Source organism: Gimibacter soli, assembly GCF_028463845.1.
GTDB classification, from domain to species: Bacteria; Pseudomonadota; Alphaproteobacteria; order Sphingomonadales; family Kordiimonadaceae; genus Gimibacter; species Gimibacter soli.
This window is the reverse complement of sequence record NZ_CP116805.1, coordinates 2,135,135-2,150,877: the sequence shown is the minus strand read 5'-3', so window position 1 is coordinate 2,150,877 and position 15,743 is coordinate 2,135,135. Positions and strand designations below refer to the sequence as shown.

The following is a 15,743-nucleotide window of genomic DNA, read 5'->3' as shown; positions in this document are numbered from 1 at the left end:
GATGCGGTTCGGCTATGTGCCCAGGCCCCAGCCGGGAGAAATGCTCGGCGGCTGGCTCGACCGCTTCGCCGCAGGCTATGAACAGCCGCCGGGCAGGCTCCTCTATGACTTCGGCCTGCTCGACACGCCGTCGCTTGGCGACCATGATCTCGACCGCGAGGCGCCGCCCTGGCTCGGCGCCTTCGCGGCGCTGGCTGGCCTGCCGCTGGCGCGCCTTGCGGCCATGGTCGAGCCTCGGGCGCGCTTGCTGAGCCGCGGCAACCGGTGCCAGATCTGCCCCGTCTGCTGGCACGACGACCTGGCGCGCGGTGAGGAGCCCTGGCGGCGCGGTGCCTGGCATCGAGGGCTGGCGCTGCTCTGCGACCGCCACCTCGTGCCGCTCGTCGATTGCGTCGAGCCCTGGCACACCCGTCCGCCGAAGCGCCCCCCGGCCTTTAAAAACTATCTGGCGATCCGCCCTCATGAACTTGGTGAGATCCTCGACTTCGGGCAACGCTTCCTGTTCCTGCAGGCGCTGGGGCAGGGACCTGCCGCCGCGGCGACGATCCGGTCGCTCGAAAGCGGCGCGCTCGGCGACGTTGTCACCCTCCTGCACCGCAATTTCTGTTCCTTCTCGCGCCTGTCCGCGGCGACCAGCATGTTGCGCCCGCTGCTGGTCCGCACCTGGCGCAGCGACTGGTCGGGGCTCTTCGAGGCTTTGCCGGGACGGTGTCCCTCCTGTTTCACGACCAAGGTCGAGACCATCGACTATTTCGGACTGTCCCCCGCCGGGTACCGGCGCTGGGTCCTCTATAATGCCTTTTTCTGGGCCGGCGAGATTCTCAAGGATGGTTATGTCCCGAGCCGGGAGCATGTCACCGACGAGGCCTGGGACTGGATCGTCGCCCGCGCTCGCGCCTGGCCGGAGAGCGAAGCCCGCCTGATCCGGCCCGCCGCCCGTGCCATGGTCTGGCCCTATTGCGGCTGGCCGGGGGCCTGATCCTGGTGCTGTACCGCTGCGGCAAAGACCGTCTCGGTCAGGCGCCCGGCGTGGCGGCCGCGCATATAGGTCGCGGCCTGGGCCGGGCTCTTCAGGCGGGTCTGGGTCATGATCGCCTTGAGGTCGCAGCCGGCGTCGGCGGCAGCGCTGGCGAGGCCGGCGCGCAGGCTGTGGCCGCTATAAAGCACCGGGTCATAGCCGAGGCGGCGCGCCGCGTCCTTGACCACGCCATTGACCGCCTGGGCACCGATCGCCCGGGCGCGGACCCCGCCGCCGCGGTCAGCGCGCCAGAAGAGCGGCCCCGGGGCGTCGCCGCGCACCGAGAGCCAGGCGACAAGCGCCGCGACCGGGCAGGCCGCAGCGACCGGATGCGGGCTGACGGTGAGGCGTACCCCCGCGCCCTCGGGGTCGCCCTTGGCGCGGCGCACGGTGAGCTGCAGGGCGCCGTGGTGGTCGATCGCCACATCGTCGCGGGCAAGGGCGGCGAGTTCGGCGCGCCGGAGTGCGGCCGCAAAACCGACCAGCAGCAGCGCCTTGTCGCGCTGCTCGCGCGGGCTGTCCCCATAGAGCGGGCCGAGCATCACCAGGTCCTCGGCGCTGAAGGCTTTGGCCTGGCGCCCCGGGGCGACGCCGCGTTCGCGCCGCGCGCCCTTGAGGACCAGCCGCAGCGCTTCATGGCGGGTATCGAGCGGCACCCCGGCGAGGCGGTGGGCGACGCTGATCGCGGCGAGGCGGGCCTGCAGGGTGGCCGGGCGGGCCTTGAGGGACAGGGTGGCGAGATAGAGCGCCACCGTGCCGGGATCGCCGGCCAGCGGTGCGATGCCGACGCCGTGGCACCAGGCCTCATATTGGCCCCAGGCGGTTTTGTAGGCGCGGCGGGTATGGTCGGCGCGCGCCATGCGGGCGAGCGCCGCGGCGCGGTCATAGACCGCTTCGAGGTCGCGTTTGAGGGCATCGCGCACCGGCAGCCAGCCGATCAGCTGGGCGGCGGCGTCGGTGGCGGCAAAACCGGTCGCGGCGGCGCCGCGGCGCACGCGGGATAGCGGCATCGCATCCTCCAGGGCCAAGGGCTGCAGCATAGCATGGCGGGGCGGCGCCCCCAAGCCACGGGGAAGCGGGCAGGATGGGCGGGCCGGGCGCGGGGCGAAACCGGGCAGGGCGCGCGCTTTTTCAGGGGACGGGGGCGGCGCGGGCAGGGCGCAGAATCCGGCCCTTTGCGGCGTCGATTTCAGGGAAATCCGGGCAAAACCGGGGCGATTAGCAACGATAAGTGAAAGTTATCGATGGTAAAATCTGGCGGCAACAGCACCAATTGAATGGTAGAGTTATATGCAATTTTGAGTCGTGATAAATTTATGAATCGTCAGGGGGAAAGCGATGGCGGAGACGGTGACCCACAACGTGGTTCGGCAATTGACTTATATTCGTCAGGCACTTTCTCAGAATAAGAAGTCGTTAGGTTTTTTTATCGGAGCAGGGTGTCCACTTTCTGTACGTATTACGGACCCAAAGGGAAATGATGCAGGTCCAATTATTCCAGACGTTGCGGGACTTACAGCATGTATTGGAGAGCGGCTCACAGCACCCAAAACGCAAGCGCCAAGCCACTGGGATAGACTTGTCACACTTTTAAAAGAGGATGGTAAGCGGGACCCCAATATTGAGGATATTTTGACGGCTGTACGAGCTCTGCGCGCGGTCGCCGGCAAGGGGCAGGTGAGAGGCTTTAATTACGCCGAGCTCGAAGAGCTAGACAGGCATATTTCTCAAAATATTTCTCAACTCGTTGATAAGGCCCTGCCGACTGCGAACACACCTTACCACAATCTGGCTCTCTGGCTGAGAGGACTTGAACGGGTTTTTCCGGTTCACATCTTCACAACCAATTATGATCTGCTCCTTGAACAGGCTCTTGAAGAATCGTTGGCTCCCTATTTTGATGGATTTGTAGGGACAAAAGCTGCGTTTTTTGACCTTGGCGCTGTCGAGAATGAATCACTGCTTCCTGCACGATGGACGCGTCTATGGAAGGTGCATGGCTCTATCAATTGGCGCCTAGATTCCAACGGAAACGTTGTGCGTAGTGACAAGGTTGATAGTGATAGCCGCTACTTAATCTATCCATCGCACCTAAAATATGACCAGAGCAGGAAAATGCCGTACTTGGCGATGCTAGATCGTCTGAAAGAATTTCTGCTCAAACCGGGTTCTGTGTTGTTCTTGGCAGGTTACTCCTTTTCAGACGAACATATAAATGATGTGCTGTGCCGAAGCTTAGCCAGCAATTCATCTGGGATGGTCTACGCTTTTATCTACGGGAAGATTGACGATGCAAAATACGCCAATGCTAGAGATTGCGCGCTCAAATCGCCCAACCTCAGCTTAGTTGCGTTTGATGGAGCCATAATTGGACGCAAGCTGGGTGGGTGGTATTTTGAAGAGGGAACACAGCTTCCAGATATGGAGAGCATATTAATTCCACCGAGAGATACCAATGCTGATGAGGACCGACAAGAGTGCGAATTGCGTCTCGGCGACTTCCTACAATTTGCAAATCTTCTAAAGAGTTTAAGCGGCAATGTGCGGGGCGAACATGAAGAATAGAACTTCCGCTTCGGCCACATTGATTGGAACTGTGCAAGATGTCAGTGGGGCATCGGTCAGTGTTCGCTTAAACAACTTCCAATTCTCTGGGCTGACGTTTGTTGACGGACAGGCATACCGCATAGGTCAACCTGGTAGTTTCGTAAAAATTCCGATTGGGTATACAAGCCTGTTTGGCATCGTTACGCAGGTTGGCGCCGGCGCGGTTCCCGAGGCATTGCTCGAAAAAGAACCGTTTGGGCATCGATGGCTCAGAATTCAGCTCGTTGGAGAAGGAGATCAAGGCGGGAGTTTTCACCGTGGGATCGCGCAATACCCAACCATCGAAGACGAGGTACATTTAGTATCCGAAAATGATCTCGCAGGGATTTATGGCCAAAAAGGTAAACAAAATCACCTTGTCAAGGTCGGCCACATCGCTGGCGCAGAGTCAATTGATGCATTGGTTGATATAAACAAACTCGTTACACGCCATTCTGCTGTTGTCGGAACCACCGGCTCAGGTAAATCCACTACAGTGGCGTCTTTGCTCTCAGCGCTCTCCAACGTTGAGCGATTTCCCTCCGCCCGCATTGTCGTTATTGACCTGCATGGTGAATACGGCAAGGCATTAGGTGATCGTGCGAACATTTATAGGATATCCCCTGATCCTAGGAACGCCAACGAAAAGCCCTTATACCTGCCGTATTGGGCTATGAGCTTTGACGAACTCTTGAAAGTTACATTTGGGGACATTTCGCCAGAATCGAAGGCAAGAAACATAATTCTGGAAAAAATTCTTCATTACAAATCAGAAGCATTAAAAGCTTACCCCAAGGAAGGCGCCTCACCGGATTCCTTGAATGTCGACACACCTGTACCTTTCAGTTTGCACGAGCTTTGGCACGAGCTGTATTGCGCTGAGTTTGGCACCTATTATTCCGATACCAATAAAAAGCCTGAGCCAGAGAACTGGGCCTTCGAAACCAATCCCGAGGGTGCGGCTTTACGGGGTGACGCCATGGCCGGCATTGCACCAGTCTTCAAAAAGGTTAAAAACCTCACCGGGGATCCTGAGAAAATCAACTATCTCCCAAATCCTCTGAACATTCGAGGTCAGCTTGAGAACCTTGGTGCAAAATTACGGATCCCGAGATTTGACTTTTTTCTCAAACCAGGCCCATGGGCAGTGGATTCAAGTGGCAAAACAGATGCCGACCTCGCAGACCTAATGGAGGATTGGATTGGTTCAGAAAAACCAATAACCATTCTCGATCTTTCAGGGGTGCCACATTCCATAACCAATGACGTCATTGGGATTCTTCTGCGGATATTCTACGACGGGCTGTTCTGGGCACGTAATCTCTCACAAGGCGGACGGGAGCGACCGCTTTTACTCGTCATGGAAGAGGCTCACAACTATCTCAATGAAAGCAACAATGGTCTTGCATCCTCAATCGTCCAACGAATTGTAAAGGAAGGCAGGAAGTATGGGATTGGCGCGATGGTTGTAAGTCAACGTCCGTCTGAAATTAATCCCACGATACTCTCCCAGTGCGGGACGTTTTTTGCGCTTCGCCTAAATAATGCAGCAGATAGATCACACGTCACAGGGACGCTCTCCGATAACCTCGATGGCCTAACCAATATGCTTTCGATATTGCGGACGGGTGAAGCCATTATCGTCGGGGAGGCGGTTGGATTACCTATGCGTGCCAATATTATCGCGCCACCTATCGATAGAAGACCTGACAGTTTAGACCCCATCGTTTGTGACGATTTGCCCCCTGATATTTCTATGGTTCCTGGCGGATGGGGTATTCGTCTGGGACGTGACTCTAAGAGCTATCAATCGCTGACAACTGCTTGGAGAAGACAGAATCCCAACGTAGGTCCCAAAATCAGAGAGGAATAATATTATGGCCTGGGAAATTCATTCAGACTTCAGTTCGTCAAATATCGCCAGTCTGCGATATGACGATGTTACCTCAACACTTGAGGTAACATTCCTGTCTGGCGCGGTATATCAATATTATGATGTCCCAAGTAACATCTGGGACGGCCTAAAAAATGCCGGTTCCAAAGGAACCTTTATGCACCAATCTGTGAAGGGTTATTATCGATACAGTAGAGTTTGAAGATACCAGTAGCCACCTTAAGGCAGCCGTTTGATATTGCTTGAGAGAAGCAGGGGAGGTCTCATGGAACCATTATTTCCTGTGCCAAGGGTGACGGAAAGTTTCATCGACGGCATTATTAAGGATCTAGGGTGGCACCGATACGAAGAGCTCATGCATCTAAAGGCAGGAAGAAAGAACGCCGACTATATTGGGCCCAACGCCGTTCTTGAGCTTAAACTAATCGAGAAAGAGGGCATTCTGGAGCCAGGACGTCAAGACAAAGTAGCAAAAATTTTCGATCGCAGCAGTGATGGTAAGACGGAGATCGATATTGACCTTGATAGCGTAGACGTTTCATTCCGTGAAGCTATCGAAGAGATCATATCAAAGCCGCTTCAAGGTCCGCTCAAAAAGGCTTCAGCGCAAATAAAAGACACCAGAGCAGATTTGAATGCAGTACGTCATGCTGGGATTCTCATCGTTGTTAACAATGGCTACAGCTATCTGACACACGAGAATTTTTGCAAACTTATTATTGATCGCGTTCGACGCGATAGCTCTCAGATAGATTACGCGTTTTGTATTACGCCTTCTTGCCATCAGGGCGGTTTAGGCATCGTTGTCCATTTTCAGGCAGATTGTTTAGCTCGGCAAGAAATTGGATCAAACAAATGGACGCATGAAGTGGCTTTTAGGGAAAAGCTTATGGATCGTTACGGTGATGCGATGACGGCTATGATGCGCGATCAATTAAACCCGGAATTTTGGGACAATCGGTTGGACCCTATACGAGACATTGTCTTCGAGCGAGAGGGCATTAGGTATATCCGCAGAGCCCCAGGGGTTCCAGACAGCCAATTTCGATAGGCCGCAAAATTCATGACAAGGACCCACTCGCAATTTTTGGAAAGATTCGTCACTTACGAAATGCGTTCGAACTTTGCGAAAATTGCTCGCTCACGCAAGATGACACAACCAAAGTCACTCAGTGACAATTTCTAAGTCACCGCACACCCGGGCTCACCGTAATTCTACATCATTGGGACTAGCCGGGGGTTCCTCGTATAAATAACGCATAATTTATATTATGGGCAACAATAGATGCATATCTCTATGGCCATTTGGCTGCGATGCGACTAAAACGCCCATATGAACGATGTTAGCGAAAATCCTCCGCCCGCGCTCCCTGATCCTGCAACGGTTCATCTGATTGTCGATGCGGACGCCTGCCCGGTGAAATCGGAAATCCTGGTGATCGGCGCGCGGCATGGAATGGCGGTGTTTCTGGTGTCCAACCAGTGGCTGCGGCTCGATGTCGGCGCCAATGTCCACAAGATCGTTGTTGGCGACGGTTTCGATGAAGCCGACAACTGGATCGCCGACCGGACAAGCACTGCCTCGATTGTCGTCACCGCCGATATTCTGCTGGCCGAGCGCGTGCTGAAAGCCGGTGGTGCTGCCATCGGGCCGGACGGTCGGCCGTTCACGGCGCAGAATATCGCCTCGGCGGTTGCGATGCGGGAGCTGAACAGCCAGCTCCGCGCCATGGGCGAGATTTCGGGCATGAACAAGCCTTTTTCAAACCGTCAGCGGTCGGATTTCAAGGTTGGCCTTGAAACACTGATTCAGTTGCGAAAACGGTTGGTTAGCGCAAACTTGCAGCCACGTTCCTGATCCGTTCCAGCCAGCCTTTGCGGCCCTTGTCGCCCATGGCTTCAACACCACCGATATAGGTGTTTTTCACGGGCTTCACACCACTAATCCTGAGAAACGCGGTCTCGAGCGCCTTCACGCCGTGGGCGCGAAAAAACAGCCGGAAGGCAAAGCCCGGCATGCCCATGGTGACAATCACATGGGCTGACCTGCCCTTCAGCTTCTGCGCCGGCCAGCCGCCCTTGTCATTGGCGCCTAGCACAAATTCAGAGCGGCTCAATTGCTCCAAAAACGCTTTAAGAGTGGCCGGCAACATACCAAGCCATAAAGGAAATATGATCACCATATGATCGCATTCCATCACAGCATCCTGCGCTGCTGCGATGGGTGCTGGCGCCGGCTTTGCGAAATCGGCCGGGTCGGTCATGAAGGTCAGGCCTTCGATGCTGGCAACATCGATTGTGCCCACCGCGTGCCCTGCCTTCACCGCGCCTTCGGCGTAGGCATTGGCAAGGGCATGGCAGAAATGGCCGCCGCGCCCGTCCGGATGGCCTTGCAGGATCAGGATTTTGCGGCTCATCACGAAGCCTCCCCGATTGATGCATCATGGCTTCAGGATAAGCGTATCCCCGGCGATTTCAAAGCTGCCAAAACGCCGCAGGCCCGCCATGCCAAACAGTGAACCCGGCAGCTCGCCACCATTCACCGTGACGGTGACATCATCGAAAACAACATCGCCCAGCGCCATCTGGTTGCCGCCCGCAAAAGCGAAGCGCACCCGGCCATTGGCGGTTTCGGCGATGCTGGTGAATTCAAGGCTCGCGAGATTGATCCCGGCGCGTTTTGCGTCCTCGCGGCTCAGCACAATGTGGCTGGCGCCCGTGTCCACCATCATCAGGATCGGCGATCCGTTCAGTTCCGTCCGCAGCCAGAAATGGCCGTCAGCCGCACGGCGCACCATCAGGCCTTCGGATGTGCCGCGCACACCGCTCGGGTCTAGTTCGCTCATGATCCGGTCCGAAACATCGTTACCCATCATATAGAAGGCGCCGATCCCGGCGATGATCAGAACCCAAAGCCCGGCGGCACGCATCAGGTCGGAAAGTCGTGCCCTGCTCCAGTATATCGCCGAGCCGCCGACGAAAACGACAATCAGGAGCGAGCGCCACACCTCAGGCCGCCCAAGCCCGACATCGGGCCGGAGCTGATAGAGCACGAACATGAGAAGTGCGAGGCCGATGAGGAAGGCGATAAAAAGCCCGAAACGGCCACGTGGCTCGCGGGGGTCTTGCCCGCCGCCCTGCCCGTTTTGCCCATTCTGGCCGTTCTGCCCGTTGCTTTCCGGCACCTGATGCCAGGGATTGTTGCTCATACCCTTCCCTCTCCGGTATGGGCCGAGCTTAGCGCGGCAAATGCGCCTGTCAAAGCTCGATCACCATGCCATCATAGGCAGGTTCAATGCCGGCCGGGAGCGAGGCTTTCAGCGTCTGATAGTCCATGTCCCATGTCATATGGGTGAGGATAGCGCGGGCTGGCTTCACGCGCTCGATCCATTCCAGCGTCTGGGCAAGGTGCGTGTGCGTCGGGTGCGGTTCGGGCCGCAGCGCATCCACCACCCACACCTTCACGCCTTCAAGGGCTTCAAAGGCGCTTTCCGGCATCACATTCAGGTCCGTCGAATAGGCCATGTCGCCGAAGCGGAAACCGTAGGAAATGCCATCACCATGGCCTTGCTCGAACGGGATCATGGTGATGGGACCAACCTTGACGGGGCCGTTCATCACATGCGCCTTCGCAATGGCCGGGTAGTCGCCCTTCTGGCGGAAGATGTAATCGAACCTGGCTTTCAGCACCTCAAGCGTGAAGGCATCGCCGTAAACCGGCACCTTTTCGCGCGTCGCCTGAAAAAAGCCGCGCAGGTCATCGATGCCGTGGGTATGATCGGCATGATCGTGGGTATAGAAAACCGCGTCCAGCTTATGCACGCCCGCATCCAGCATCTGCTGGCGCAGGTCCGGCGTGGTGTCGACTAGAAGCGTGGTGCCAGCCTCCTCAATGAGGATGCTCGACCGGCGACGGCGATTTCTTGGCTCGCTCGGATCGCACTTGCCCCAATATTCCGGCAGGCGCGGAACCCCGCCCGACGTACCACAGCCAAGGATCGTCAGCTTCATGGCCTTATGCCCCTGCCCGCACCGGCGGCTTCGCCTTGTCAAACAGATTGAAGAAGTTGGCCGTCGTGACTTCCTGAAGTTCCTCGAAGCTCACACCTTTAAGGTCTGCCACGAAGCGCGCCGTATCGGCCACAAAGGCGGGTTCGCACACCTTGCCCCGGTGCGGCACGGGCGCCAGGAAGGGCGCGTCGGTTTCAACGAGCAGCCGGTCCATCGGCAGGGCCCTCACGGTGGCCTGCAGGTCCTTCGCACTTTTGAAGGTCACGATGCCGGAGATCGAGATCGAAAGCCCCATCGCCAGCACTTCATCCGCCAGCCACTGGCTAGCCGTGAAGCAATGGATGAGCCCCTTAAAGCTGCCGCCATCGGCGATTTCTTCTTTGAGGATCGCCACGCAGTCTTCATCCGCATCGCGGGTATGGATGATCACCGGCAGACCGGTTTCGCGCGCGGCCCGGATATGGGTGCGGAAATTCGCCTGCTGCAGATCGCGCGGGGCATTGTCGTAATAATAGTCGAGGCCGGTTTCACCGATACCGACGACCTTAGGGTGCGCTGCACGCTTCGTGAGCTCCCCCAGTGCCACATTGGGCTCATTCTCGGCCTCATGCGGGTGGATGCCCACGCTGGCATATATGTCGCCATTGGCTTCGGCGATGCGCAGGCACTCGTCAAACTCACGGAGTTTGGTGTTGATCGTCAGCATGGTGCCGACGCCGGCCTCGCGGGCACGACCGATCACCGCGCCCTCGTCTTCCTTGAGGCCCTTGTAATTCAGGTGACAGTGGCTATCGACCAGATATCCGAACCCGTCGGCCATCAGGCAGCACCCTCGGCCGGCACTTCAAAGCGCGGGAACACGCCTTGCGGCTGGGCAATCGCCGCGCCGGGCTTCAGGCGGCCAGCCTCGCCAAGGGTATCAAACCCGCGCCCTTCCACCGCCATCTGGTCCAGCATCTTTTCCATCGCCATCGGCATGAAGGGCTGGATGAGGATGGCCAGCTGGCGCACGCACTCAGCCGTTACATAAAGAACCGTTGCCATACGCTCGGGGTCGGTTTTCTTCAGCGTCCAGGGCGCTTCGTTGGCGATATAGACGTTGGCTTCACCAACCACGCCCCAGATGGCATCGAGCGCCAGGTTGAAGGCCTGACGGTCCATATGGCCCCGCACGACAGGCAAGAGGCCCTCAACGGCATTCAGGATTGCCTTGTCGGCATCCGAGAAGGCGCCGGGCGTTGGCACAACACCATCGCAGTTTTTGAAAATCATCGACAGCGAACGCTGCGCCAGATTGCCGAAATTGTTCGAAAGATCGGCGTTGCAGCGGATCAGGAAGGCACGCTCCGAGAAATCGCCGTCGTTGCCAAACGGGACTTCGCGCAGCAGGAAGAAACGAACCGGATCAAGACCATGGCTTTCAATGAGCGCGAAGGGGTCGATCACGTTGCCAAGCGATTTCGAAATCTTCTGGCCTTCGTTCGTCCACCAGCCATGGGCGAACACACGCTGTGGCACCGGCAGGTCAGCCGCCATCAGGAAGGCCGGCCAGTAAACGGCGTGGAAGCGCAGGATATCCTTGCCAACCATATGCACATTCGCCGGCCAATATTTCTTGTAGGTCTCGCTATTCGTATCCGGATAACCGATGGCGGTCAGATAGTTGGTCAGCGCATCGATCCAGACATACATGATATGTCCCGGCACATCGGGCACCGGCACACCCCAGCTGAAGGTGGTGCGGCTGATTGACAGATCCTCAAGGCCGCCTTTGACGAAGCTGCGTACCTCGTTGAGGCGCGATTTCGGCAGCACGAAATCTTCCTGGCTGTCGTAAAGCGCCAGAAGCTTGTCCTCGAACGCCGAAAGTTTGAAGAAGAAGCTTGGCTCCTCGACCCACTCAACCGGTGCGCCGGTCGGGGCCACCTTGCCACCGTCCGGACCATCGATGAGCTCGCCTTCACCGTAGAAAGCTTCATCGCGAACCGAGTACCAGCCAGCGTATTTATCTTCGTAAATATAACCCTTTGCGACGAGTTCCTTCCAAAGATGTTGAACAGCTTTCTTGTGCCGGTCTTCGGTGGTGCGGATGAATTGGTCGTTCGAATAATTCATCGCGCTCGCAAGATCGCGGAAGCGTTCGGAGACGCGGTCGCAGAAGGCCTGCGGGTCGACGCCGGCTTTCTCGGCGGACTTTTCCACTTTCTGGCCGTGTTCGTCCGTGCCGGTCAGGAACATCACGTCGAAACCAGCCAGCCGCTTGAAACGCGCCAGCACATCGCAGGCAAGCGTCGTATAGGCGTGGCCGATGTGCGGTACATCGTTCACATAATAGATGGGCGTCGTGATGTAATAGGACGGCCGGTCGGTCATGGCATTCTCACGGGATAGGGACTGAAAAAACGAGCGATCAACCCTGCCCGCGTGCCACGGCCATCGCCGAGGTGAAGAAGGAAAGGATGACCTGCTTGCGGTCCAGATTGACCGCATCGGCGCGGGCAAACTGCTGGCCCACCTTTTCCCACAGCGCGAGCCAGCGATCAACCCCCGCAAGCGTGCCAAGACGCTGCATCGCGGCGGTTTCGCCGGGCACCACTTCGGGCCCGACCATGCCGGAGGCCGCGAAACGCACCAGCCGCTCCAGCCAGCCGGTCGTCAGGGTAACGAAAAGCCGGTAATCGGCATCGTTTTTGGCAGCGGCCAGCGTATCGGCAAGGCCGTGAACCGCTGTCATGGTCAGGTCCGGCAGCGCGGCCATCATGCCGGAAAGCGTTTCATAAAGCACCATGCCGCCTTGCGCCTGCAGAGCAATCGCCCTGCCCGGTGCGCCTTCTGAAAGGGCGGCAAGCCCCTGCAGGTTGGCGGTATCAAGGTCCGGGCAGCGGGTGGAAAGCACATTTGCCACCTCGCCAGCGGAAAGTGGCCGCAGCGCCAGCGTCCGGCAGCGACTGCGGATGGTCGGCAACAGCCGGCCCGGCGCATGCGCGACGAGAAGAAGGATGGATTTGTGCGGCGGTTCTTCCAGAAGCTTCAGAAGCGCGTTCGAGGCCGCAGTGTTCAGCTCGTCCACCGCATCGATAACGGCGATCCGCCAGCCACCTTCAGCGCTTGTCTGCTGGAAGAAGCTCGTCAGCCCGCGCACGTCATCGATGGGGATTTCCGTGCGCATCTTGCCGGTCTTTTCGTTGACCGTGCGCTCGATCACCCGGATGCCGCCGTGGCCGCCAGAAAGAATACGCTGGATCACAGCATTCTCAGGGTCAGTCGCGAGGCTTTGGGGTGGCTCTTTCGGCAAAGCATCACCAAACAGGCCGCCAGCGTCGGCTTCCTCGGCTGCGTCTTCAGCGCACAGGAACTTGGCAATCCGCCAGGCAAGCGTGGCCTTGCCCACACCCTTGGGGCCGGTGATCAGCCATGCATGATGCAGGCGTCCGCCCAGATAGGCGTCCAGAAACGTCCGCTCTGCTGCCTCATGCCCCACCAGATCACGGGTGAAACGCGGGTCATCCTCGAAAATCGGGCTGGTTGCTGCCTCTGCCATGTCAGCCGAGCCCCAGTCTGGCCTGCGCCACCGCCCAGATGGCGGCCTCGACGGCATCGGCATCGCCCGCCGCGTCGATCAGGGCGCAGCGGTCCTTGTGGGTTTCGGCAATCTGGCGGAAACCATCGGCGAGCGCTTCGTGGAAGCTTTTCGGCATACGCTCAAAACGGTCCTCGCCGCCTTTCACCTGCCCTTCCCTGTATCCGGCGCGGGCAAGGCCCACGTCCACCGGCAGATCAAGGATCAGCGTCAGGTCAGGCGCCAGATCGCCAAGTGCCAGTCGCTGCAAGTCTTCCATCTTTTCAGCACCCAGCCCGTGGGCATAGCCCTGATAGGCAATGGTGGAATCGTAAAAGCGGTCGGAAATGACCCAGTCACCCCGCTCAAGGGCCGGGATAACGGTGCGCGCCACATGGTCGGCCCGTGCGGCGGTTACAAGCAGTGCCTCGGTCATCGGGGTCCAGCGGCCGGGCTCACCGGTCACCAGAAGGCTGCGGATTTCCTCCGCCCCCGGCGACCCGCCGGGCTCGCGGGTGAGAAGCACCTTTAGGCCTGATGCCTGCAGCCGGGCGGCGAGGCGGCGAATCTGGGTGGATTTCCCAGCGCCCTCCCCGCCTTCAAGCGTAATGAACCGGCCGCGCGTCACGATCACTCGGCAGCAGCAGGTTGTTCGGCAGGCGCGCTGGAGCCGAAGATGAAATAGCTGAGCGCTGCGCCGAGACGGCCAAAGCCGCTAATTTCCTCAACAGAAGCACCAGCGATGAGCGGCACGGTCACATCCTTGCGGTCCGGAGCGCTGATGGTCAGCGAGCCAAGTTCCTGCCCCTTGGTGATCGGCGCCTTCACCGGCCCCATATAATTGACCGTCACCTGCATCTTGCTGCGCTGGCCGCGTGACAGGGTGATGCCAAGGTCCTTTTCGACCACAAGCGGCACGGTGCCGGCCTGCCCGAGCCATACATCGGCATTGTCGACGGCCTCACCAGCCTTGAAGAGCGGATAATAGCCGAAATTGCGGAAGCCATACTGCAGCAGCCGCTCGCTCTCACGCGCGCGTTCAGCCATCGAGGAAAGCCCGCCGACGACAAGGATCAGGCGGCGGCCCTTCTGCACGGCAGATGCCGTGAGGCCATAGCCCGATTCTTCCGTGTGACCGGTCTTCAGGCCGTCCGCGCCCGGGAAACGACCCAGCAGCGGATTGCGGTTGAAACGGTTGGATTTGTAATCCTTGTAGAGAAACTCGCGAACCTTGAAGAGCTCGTAAAGCTCGGGGAAATCGGTCGCCAGATGATAGGAAAGCGTGGCGAGGTCACGCGCGCTCATCTCATGGCCCGCCGCCGGCCAGCCGTTGGCATTGAGGAAATAGCTGTTCGTCATGCCGATTTCCTGCGCCTTGGTGTTCATCCACTCGGCGAAGGTATCGTGGCTGCCGGCCATATATTCGGCCAGCACCACGCAGGCATCGTTACCGGAAAGCACGATGATGCCCATCAGCAGATCATGGATCGTGACCACATCATTGGGGCTCAGGAACATGGTGGAGCCCTGATTGTTCCACTTGCGCCAGGTATCGGGCGAAACGGTTACCTGATCCTCAAGGCTTAGCTTGCCGCGCTTGATGGCGTCGAAGGCCATATAGACGGTCATCAGCTTGCTCATTGAGGCCGGCGGGAACGGCGTGTCGGCATTCTTCTCAAAGAGTACGGTGTTGGTGCTGGCGTCCAGGAGGATCGCTTCGCGCGCCGGCGAATCCATTTCCTGGGCGGTGGCATTGGCCGTGAGGGCGACTGCCAGCAAACCAGCAATCGCAGAAGTCTTCAGCATCATCTTGTTCCCGGATGGTTATTTGGTTTCAAGGTTCAGAAACTGGTTTAGCGGCTCATCACGCGCGCGTCAAAAAAGCCGTTGGAAACGACCTTCGAAAGCACGCTATCCGCGACATTTTTCAGCGAGAAAGGCCCGATCCGCACACGCCACAAGCGGCGACCACCGGATTCCACGGGCTCGATCTCTGCCTGCTCGCCGATTGATTCGAGTTTGCGGGCCTGCGCCTCGGCGCCGGAGCGATCCGAAAAGGCCCCGATCTGCACATAGTGACCGCCAGAGGCTGACGATGCCACAACCGGTGCCGATGTCCGCACCGGCGGCGCGGCCACAGGTGCCACAGGCAAGGGTTCGCCCGCCGGCGCATCAAGGCTTTCTTCCACCAGAACATCGTTCGAGGCGACCTGTGCCGGTGCAGCCTCCCGCGGGCCTTCACTCAGCGCCCGGCCAGCCGACAGCGGATTGCCATATTCGTCGCTCACCTGCACCCGAACCTTGGTCAGGCCCTGTGCGTGGAAGCCGAGAAGCTGGGCCCCGCGCCGCGAAATATCGATGATACGTCCGGAAACGAACGGTCCCCGATCATTCACCCGAATGACCATGGTGCGGTTGTTCTCGAGGTTCGTGACCTTCACATAGGACGGCAGCGGCAGCGTCTTGTGAGCTGCCGACAGGGTGTTCATATCGAAGACTTCGCCGTTCGCGGTCTTCTTGCCGTGGAACTCGGTGCCATACCAGGAGGCATAACCGGTTTCATCGTAGCTCGGGTCGTCCTTCGGATAGTACCAGACGCCCGCCACCTGATAGGGATTGCCGATCTTGCGACCATCCTTGGTCATCGGAATGGTGCTGCTGCGCGCTGTGGGTAC

The 15,743-nt window shown here is 58.6% G+C and carries 16 protein-coding genes; 6 read left to right on the top strand and 10 right to left on the bottom strand.

Going from position 1 to position 15,743, the window contains the following annotated elements:
- The first annotated feature begins 1 nt into the window (after position 1).
- Positions 2-979, top strand: a complete 978-nt coding sequence (locus tag PH603_RS10060) for a TniQ family protein (RefSeq protein WP_289502355.1) — start codon at positions 2-4, stop codon at positions 977-979.
- Here PH603_RS10060 and PH603_RS10055 read toward each other — a convergent pair.
- Positions 955-2,028: a tyrosine-type recombinase/integrase gene (locus tag PH603_RS10055; RefSeq protein WP_289502353.1), complete on the bottom strand. Its 1,074-nt coding sequence runs from the start codon at positions 2,026-2,028 to the stop codon at positions 955-957. The two genes, PH603_RS10060 and PH603_RS10055, sit on opposite strands and share 25 nt — an antisense overlap.
- Before the next feature lie 328 nt (positions 2,029-2,356).
- On the opposite strand from PH603_RS10055, the gene PH603_RS10050 reads away from it, so the two are divergent.
- The 5 genes from PH603_RS10050 to PH603_RS10035 all read left to right on the top strand — a co-directional run bounded on the left by PH603_RS10050 (position 2,357) and on the right by PH603_RS10035 (position 7,356).
- Positions 2,357-3,583 carry an SIR2 family NAD-dependent protein deacylase gene (locus PH603_RS10050; RefSeq protein WP_289502351.1) on the top strand — a complete coding sequence of 409 codons (1,227 nt, stop codon included), beginning with the start codon at positions 2,357-2,359 and terminating at the stop codon, positions 3,581-3,583.
- Complete coding sequence (locus PH603_RS10045; RefSeq protein WP_289502349.1) at positions 3,573-5,477, top strand: ATP-binding protein; 1,905 nt, start codon at positions 3,573-3,575, stop codon at positions 5,475-5,477. The genes PH603_RS10050 and PH603_RS10045 overlap by 11 nt, the downstream gene beginning before the upstream one ends.
- A 4-nt stretch (positions 5,478-5,481) precedes the next feature.
- Positions 5,482-5,700, top strand: a complete 219-nt coding sequence (locus PH603_RS16520) for a KTSC domain-containing protein (RefSeq protein ID WP_353507351.1) — start codon at positions 5,482-5,484, stop codon at positions 5,698-5,700.
- A gap of 63 nt (positions 5,701-5,763) precedes the next feature.
- Positions 5,764-6,549: a hypothetical protein gene (locus tag PH603_RS10040; RefSeq protein WP_289502347.1), complete on the top strand. Its 786-nt coding sequence runs from the start codon at positions 5,764-5,766 to the stop codon at positions 6,547-6,549.
- A 282-nt stretch (positions 6,550-6,831) separates the two neighbouring features.
- Positions 6,832-7,356, top strand: a complete 525-nt coding sequence (locus tag PH603_RS10035) for a YaiI/YqxD family protein (protein WP_289502345.1) — start codon at positions 6,832-6,834, stop codon at positions 7,354-7,356.
- Here the strand turns inward: PH603_RS10035 and PH603_RS10030 are convergent.
- Genes PH603_RS10030 through PH603_RS09990 form a run of 9 tightly spaced genes read right to left on the bottom strand, consistent with a single transcriptional unit; the run spans position 7,328 to position 15,713 of the window.
- Positions 7,328-7,915, bottom strand: coding sequence for an NAD(P)H-dependent oxidoreductase (locus PH603_RS10030; protein WP_289502343.1), 588 nt, complete (start codon positions 7,913-7,915; stop codon positions 7,328-7,330). The genes PH603_RS10035 and PH603_RS10030 overlap by 29 nt on opposite strands.
- A gap of 24 nt (positions 7,916-7,939) precedes the next feature.
- Positions 7,940-8,707, bottom strand: a complete 768-nt coding sequence (locus PH603_RS10025) for a TIGR02281 family clan AA aspartic protease (protein WP_289502341.1) — start codon at positions 8,705-8,707, stop codon at positions 7,940-7,942.
- Between the two features lie 49 nt (positions 8,708-8,756).
- Positions 8,757-9,509 carry an MBL fold metallo-hydrolase gene (locus PH603_RS10020; RefSeq protein ID WP_289502339.1) on the bottom strand — a complete coding sequence of 251 codons (753 nt, stop codon included), beginning with the start codon at positions 9,507-9,509 and terminating at the stop codon, positions 8,757-8,759.
- A 4-nt stretch (positions 9,510-9,513) separates the two neighbouring features.
- Positions 9,514-10,329: a TatD family hydrolase gene (locus tag PH603_RS10015; protein WP_289502338.1), complete on the bottom strand. Its 816-nt coding sequence runs from the start codon at positions 10,327-10,329 to the stop codon at positions 9,514-9,516.
- Entirely contained in the window at positions 10,329-11,882 is a 1,554-nt protein-coding gene (metG, locus tag PH603_RS10010; RefSeq protein WP_289502336.1) for a methionine--tRNA ligase, read from the bottom strand. Before metG ends, PH603_RS10015 begins: the two co-directional genes overlap by 1 nt.
- Positions 11,883-11,919: 37 nt before the next feature.
- Positions 11,920-13,050, bottom strand: coding sequence for a DNA polymerase III subunit delta' (locus PH603_RS10005; protein ID WP_289502335.1), 1,131 nt, complete (start codon positions 13,048-13,050; stop codon positions 11,920-11,922).
- Between the two features lies 1 nt (position 13,051).
- A complete protein-coding gene (gene tmk, locus PH603_RS10000; protein ID WP_289502333.1) occupies positions 13,052-13,696 on the bottom strand; it encodes a dTMP kinase in 645 nt (214 codons plus the stop codon).
- A gap of 2 nt (positions 13,697-13,698) precedes the next feature.
- The gene (locus PH603_RS09995) at positions 13,699-14,877 is read right to left on the bottom strand and encodes a D-alanyl-D-alanine carboxypeptidase family protein (RefSeq protein ID WP_289502331.1); all 1,179 of its coding nucleotides are present in this window, start codon (positions 14,875-14,877) and stop codon (positions 13,699-13,701) included.
- Between the two features lie 44 nt (positions 14,878-14,921).
- Positions 14,922-15,713 carry a septal ring lytic transglycosylase RlpA family protein gene (locus PH603_RS09990; RefSeq protein ID WP_289502329.1) on the bottom strand — a complete coding sequence of 264 codons (792 nt, stop codon included), beginning with the start codon at positions 15,711-15,713 and terminating at the stop codon, positions 14,922-14,924.
- Between the last annotated feature and the right edge of the window lie 30 nt (positions 15,714-15,743).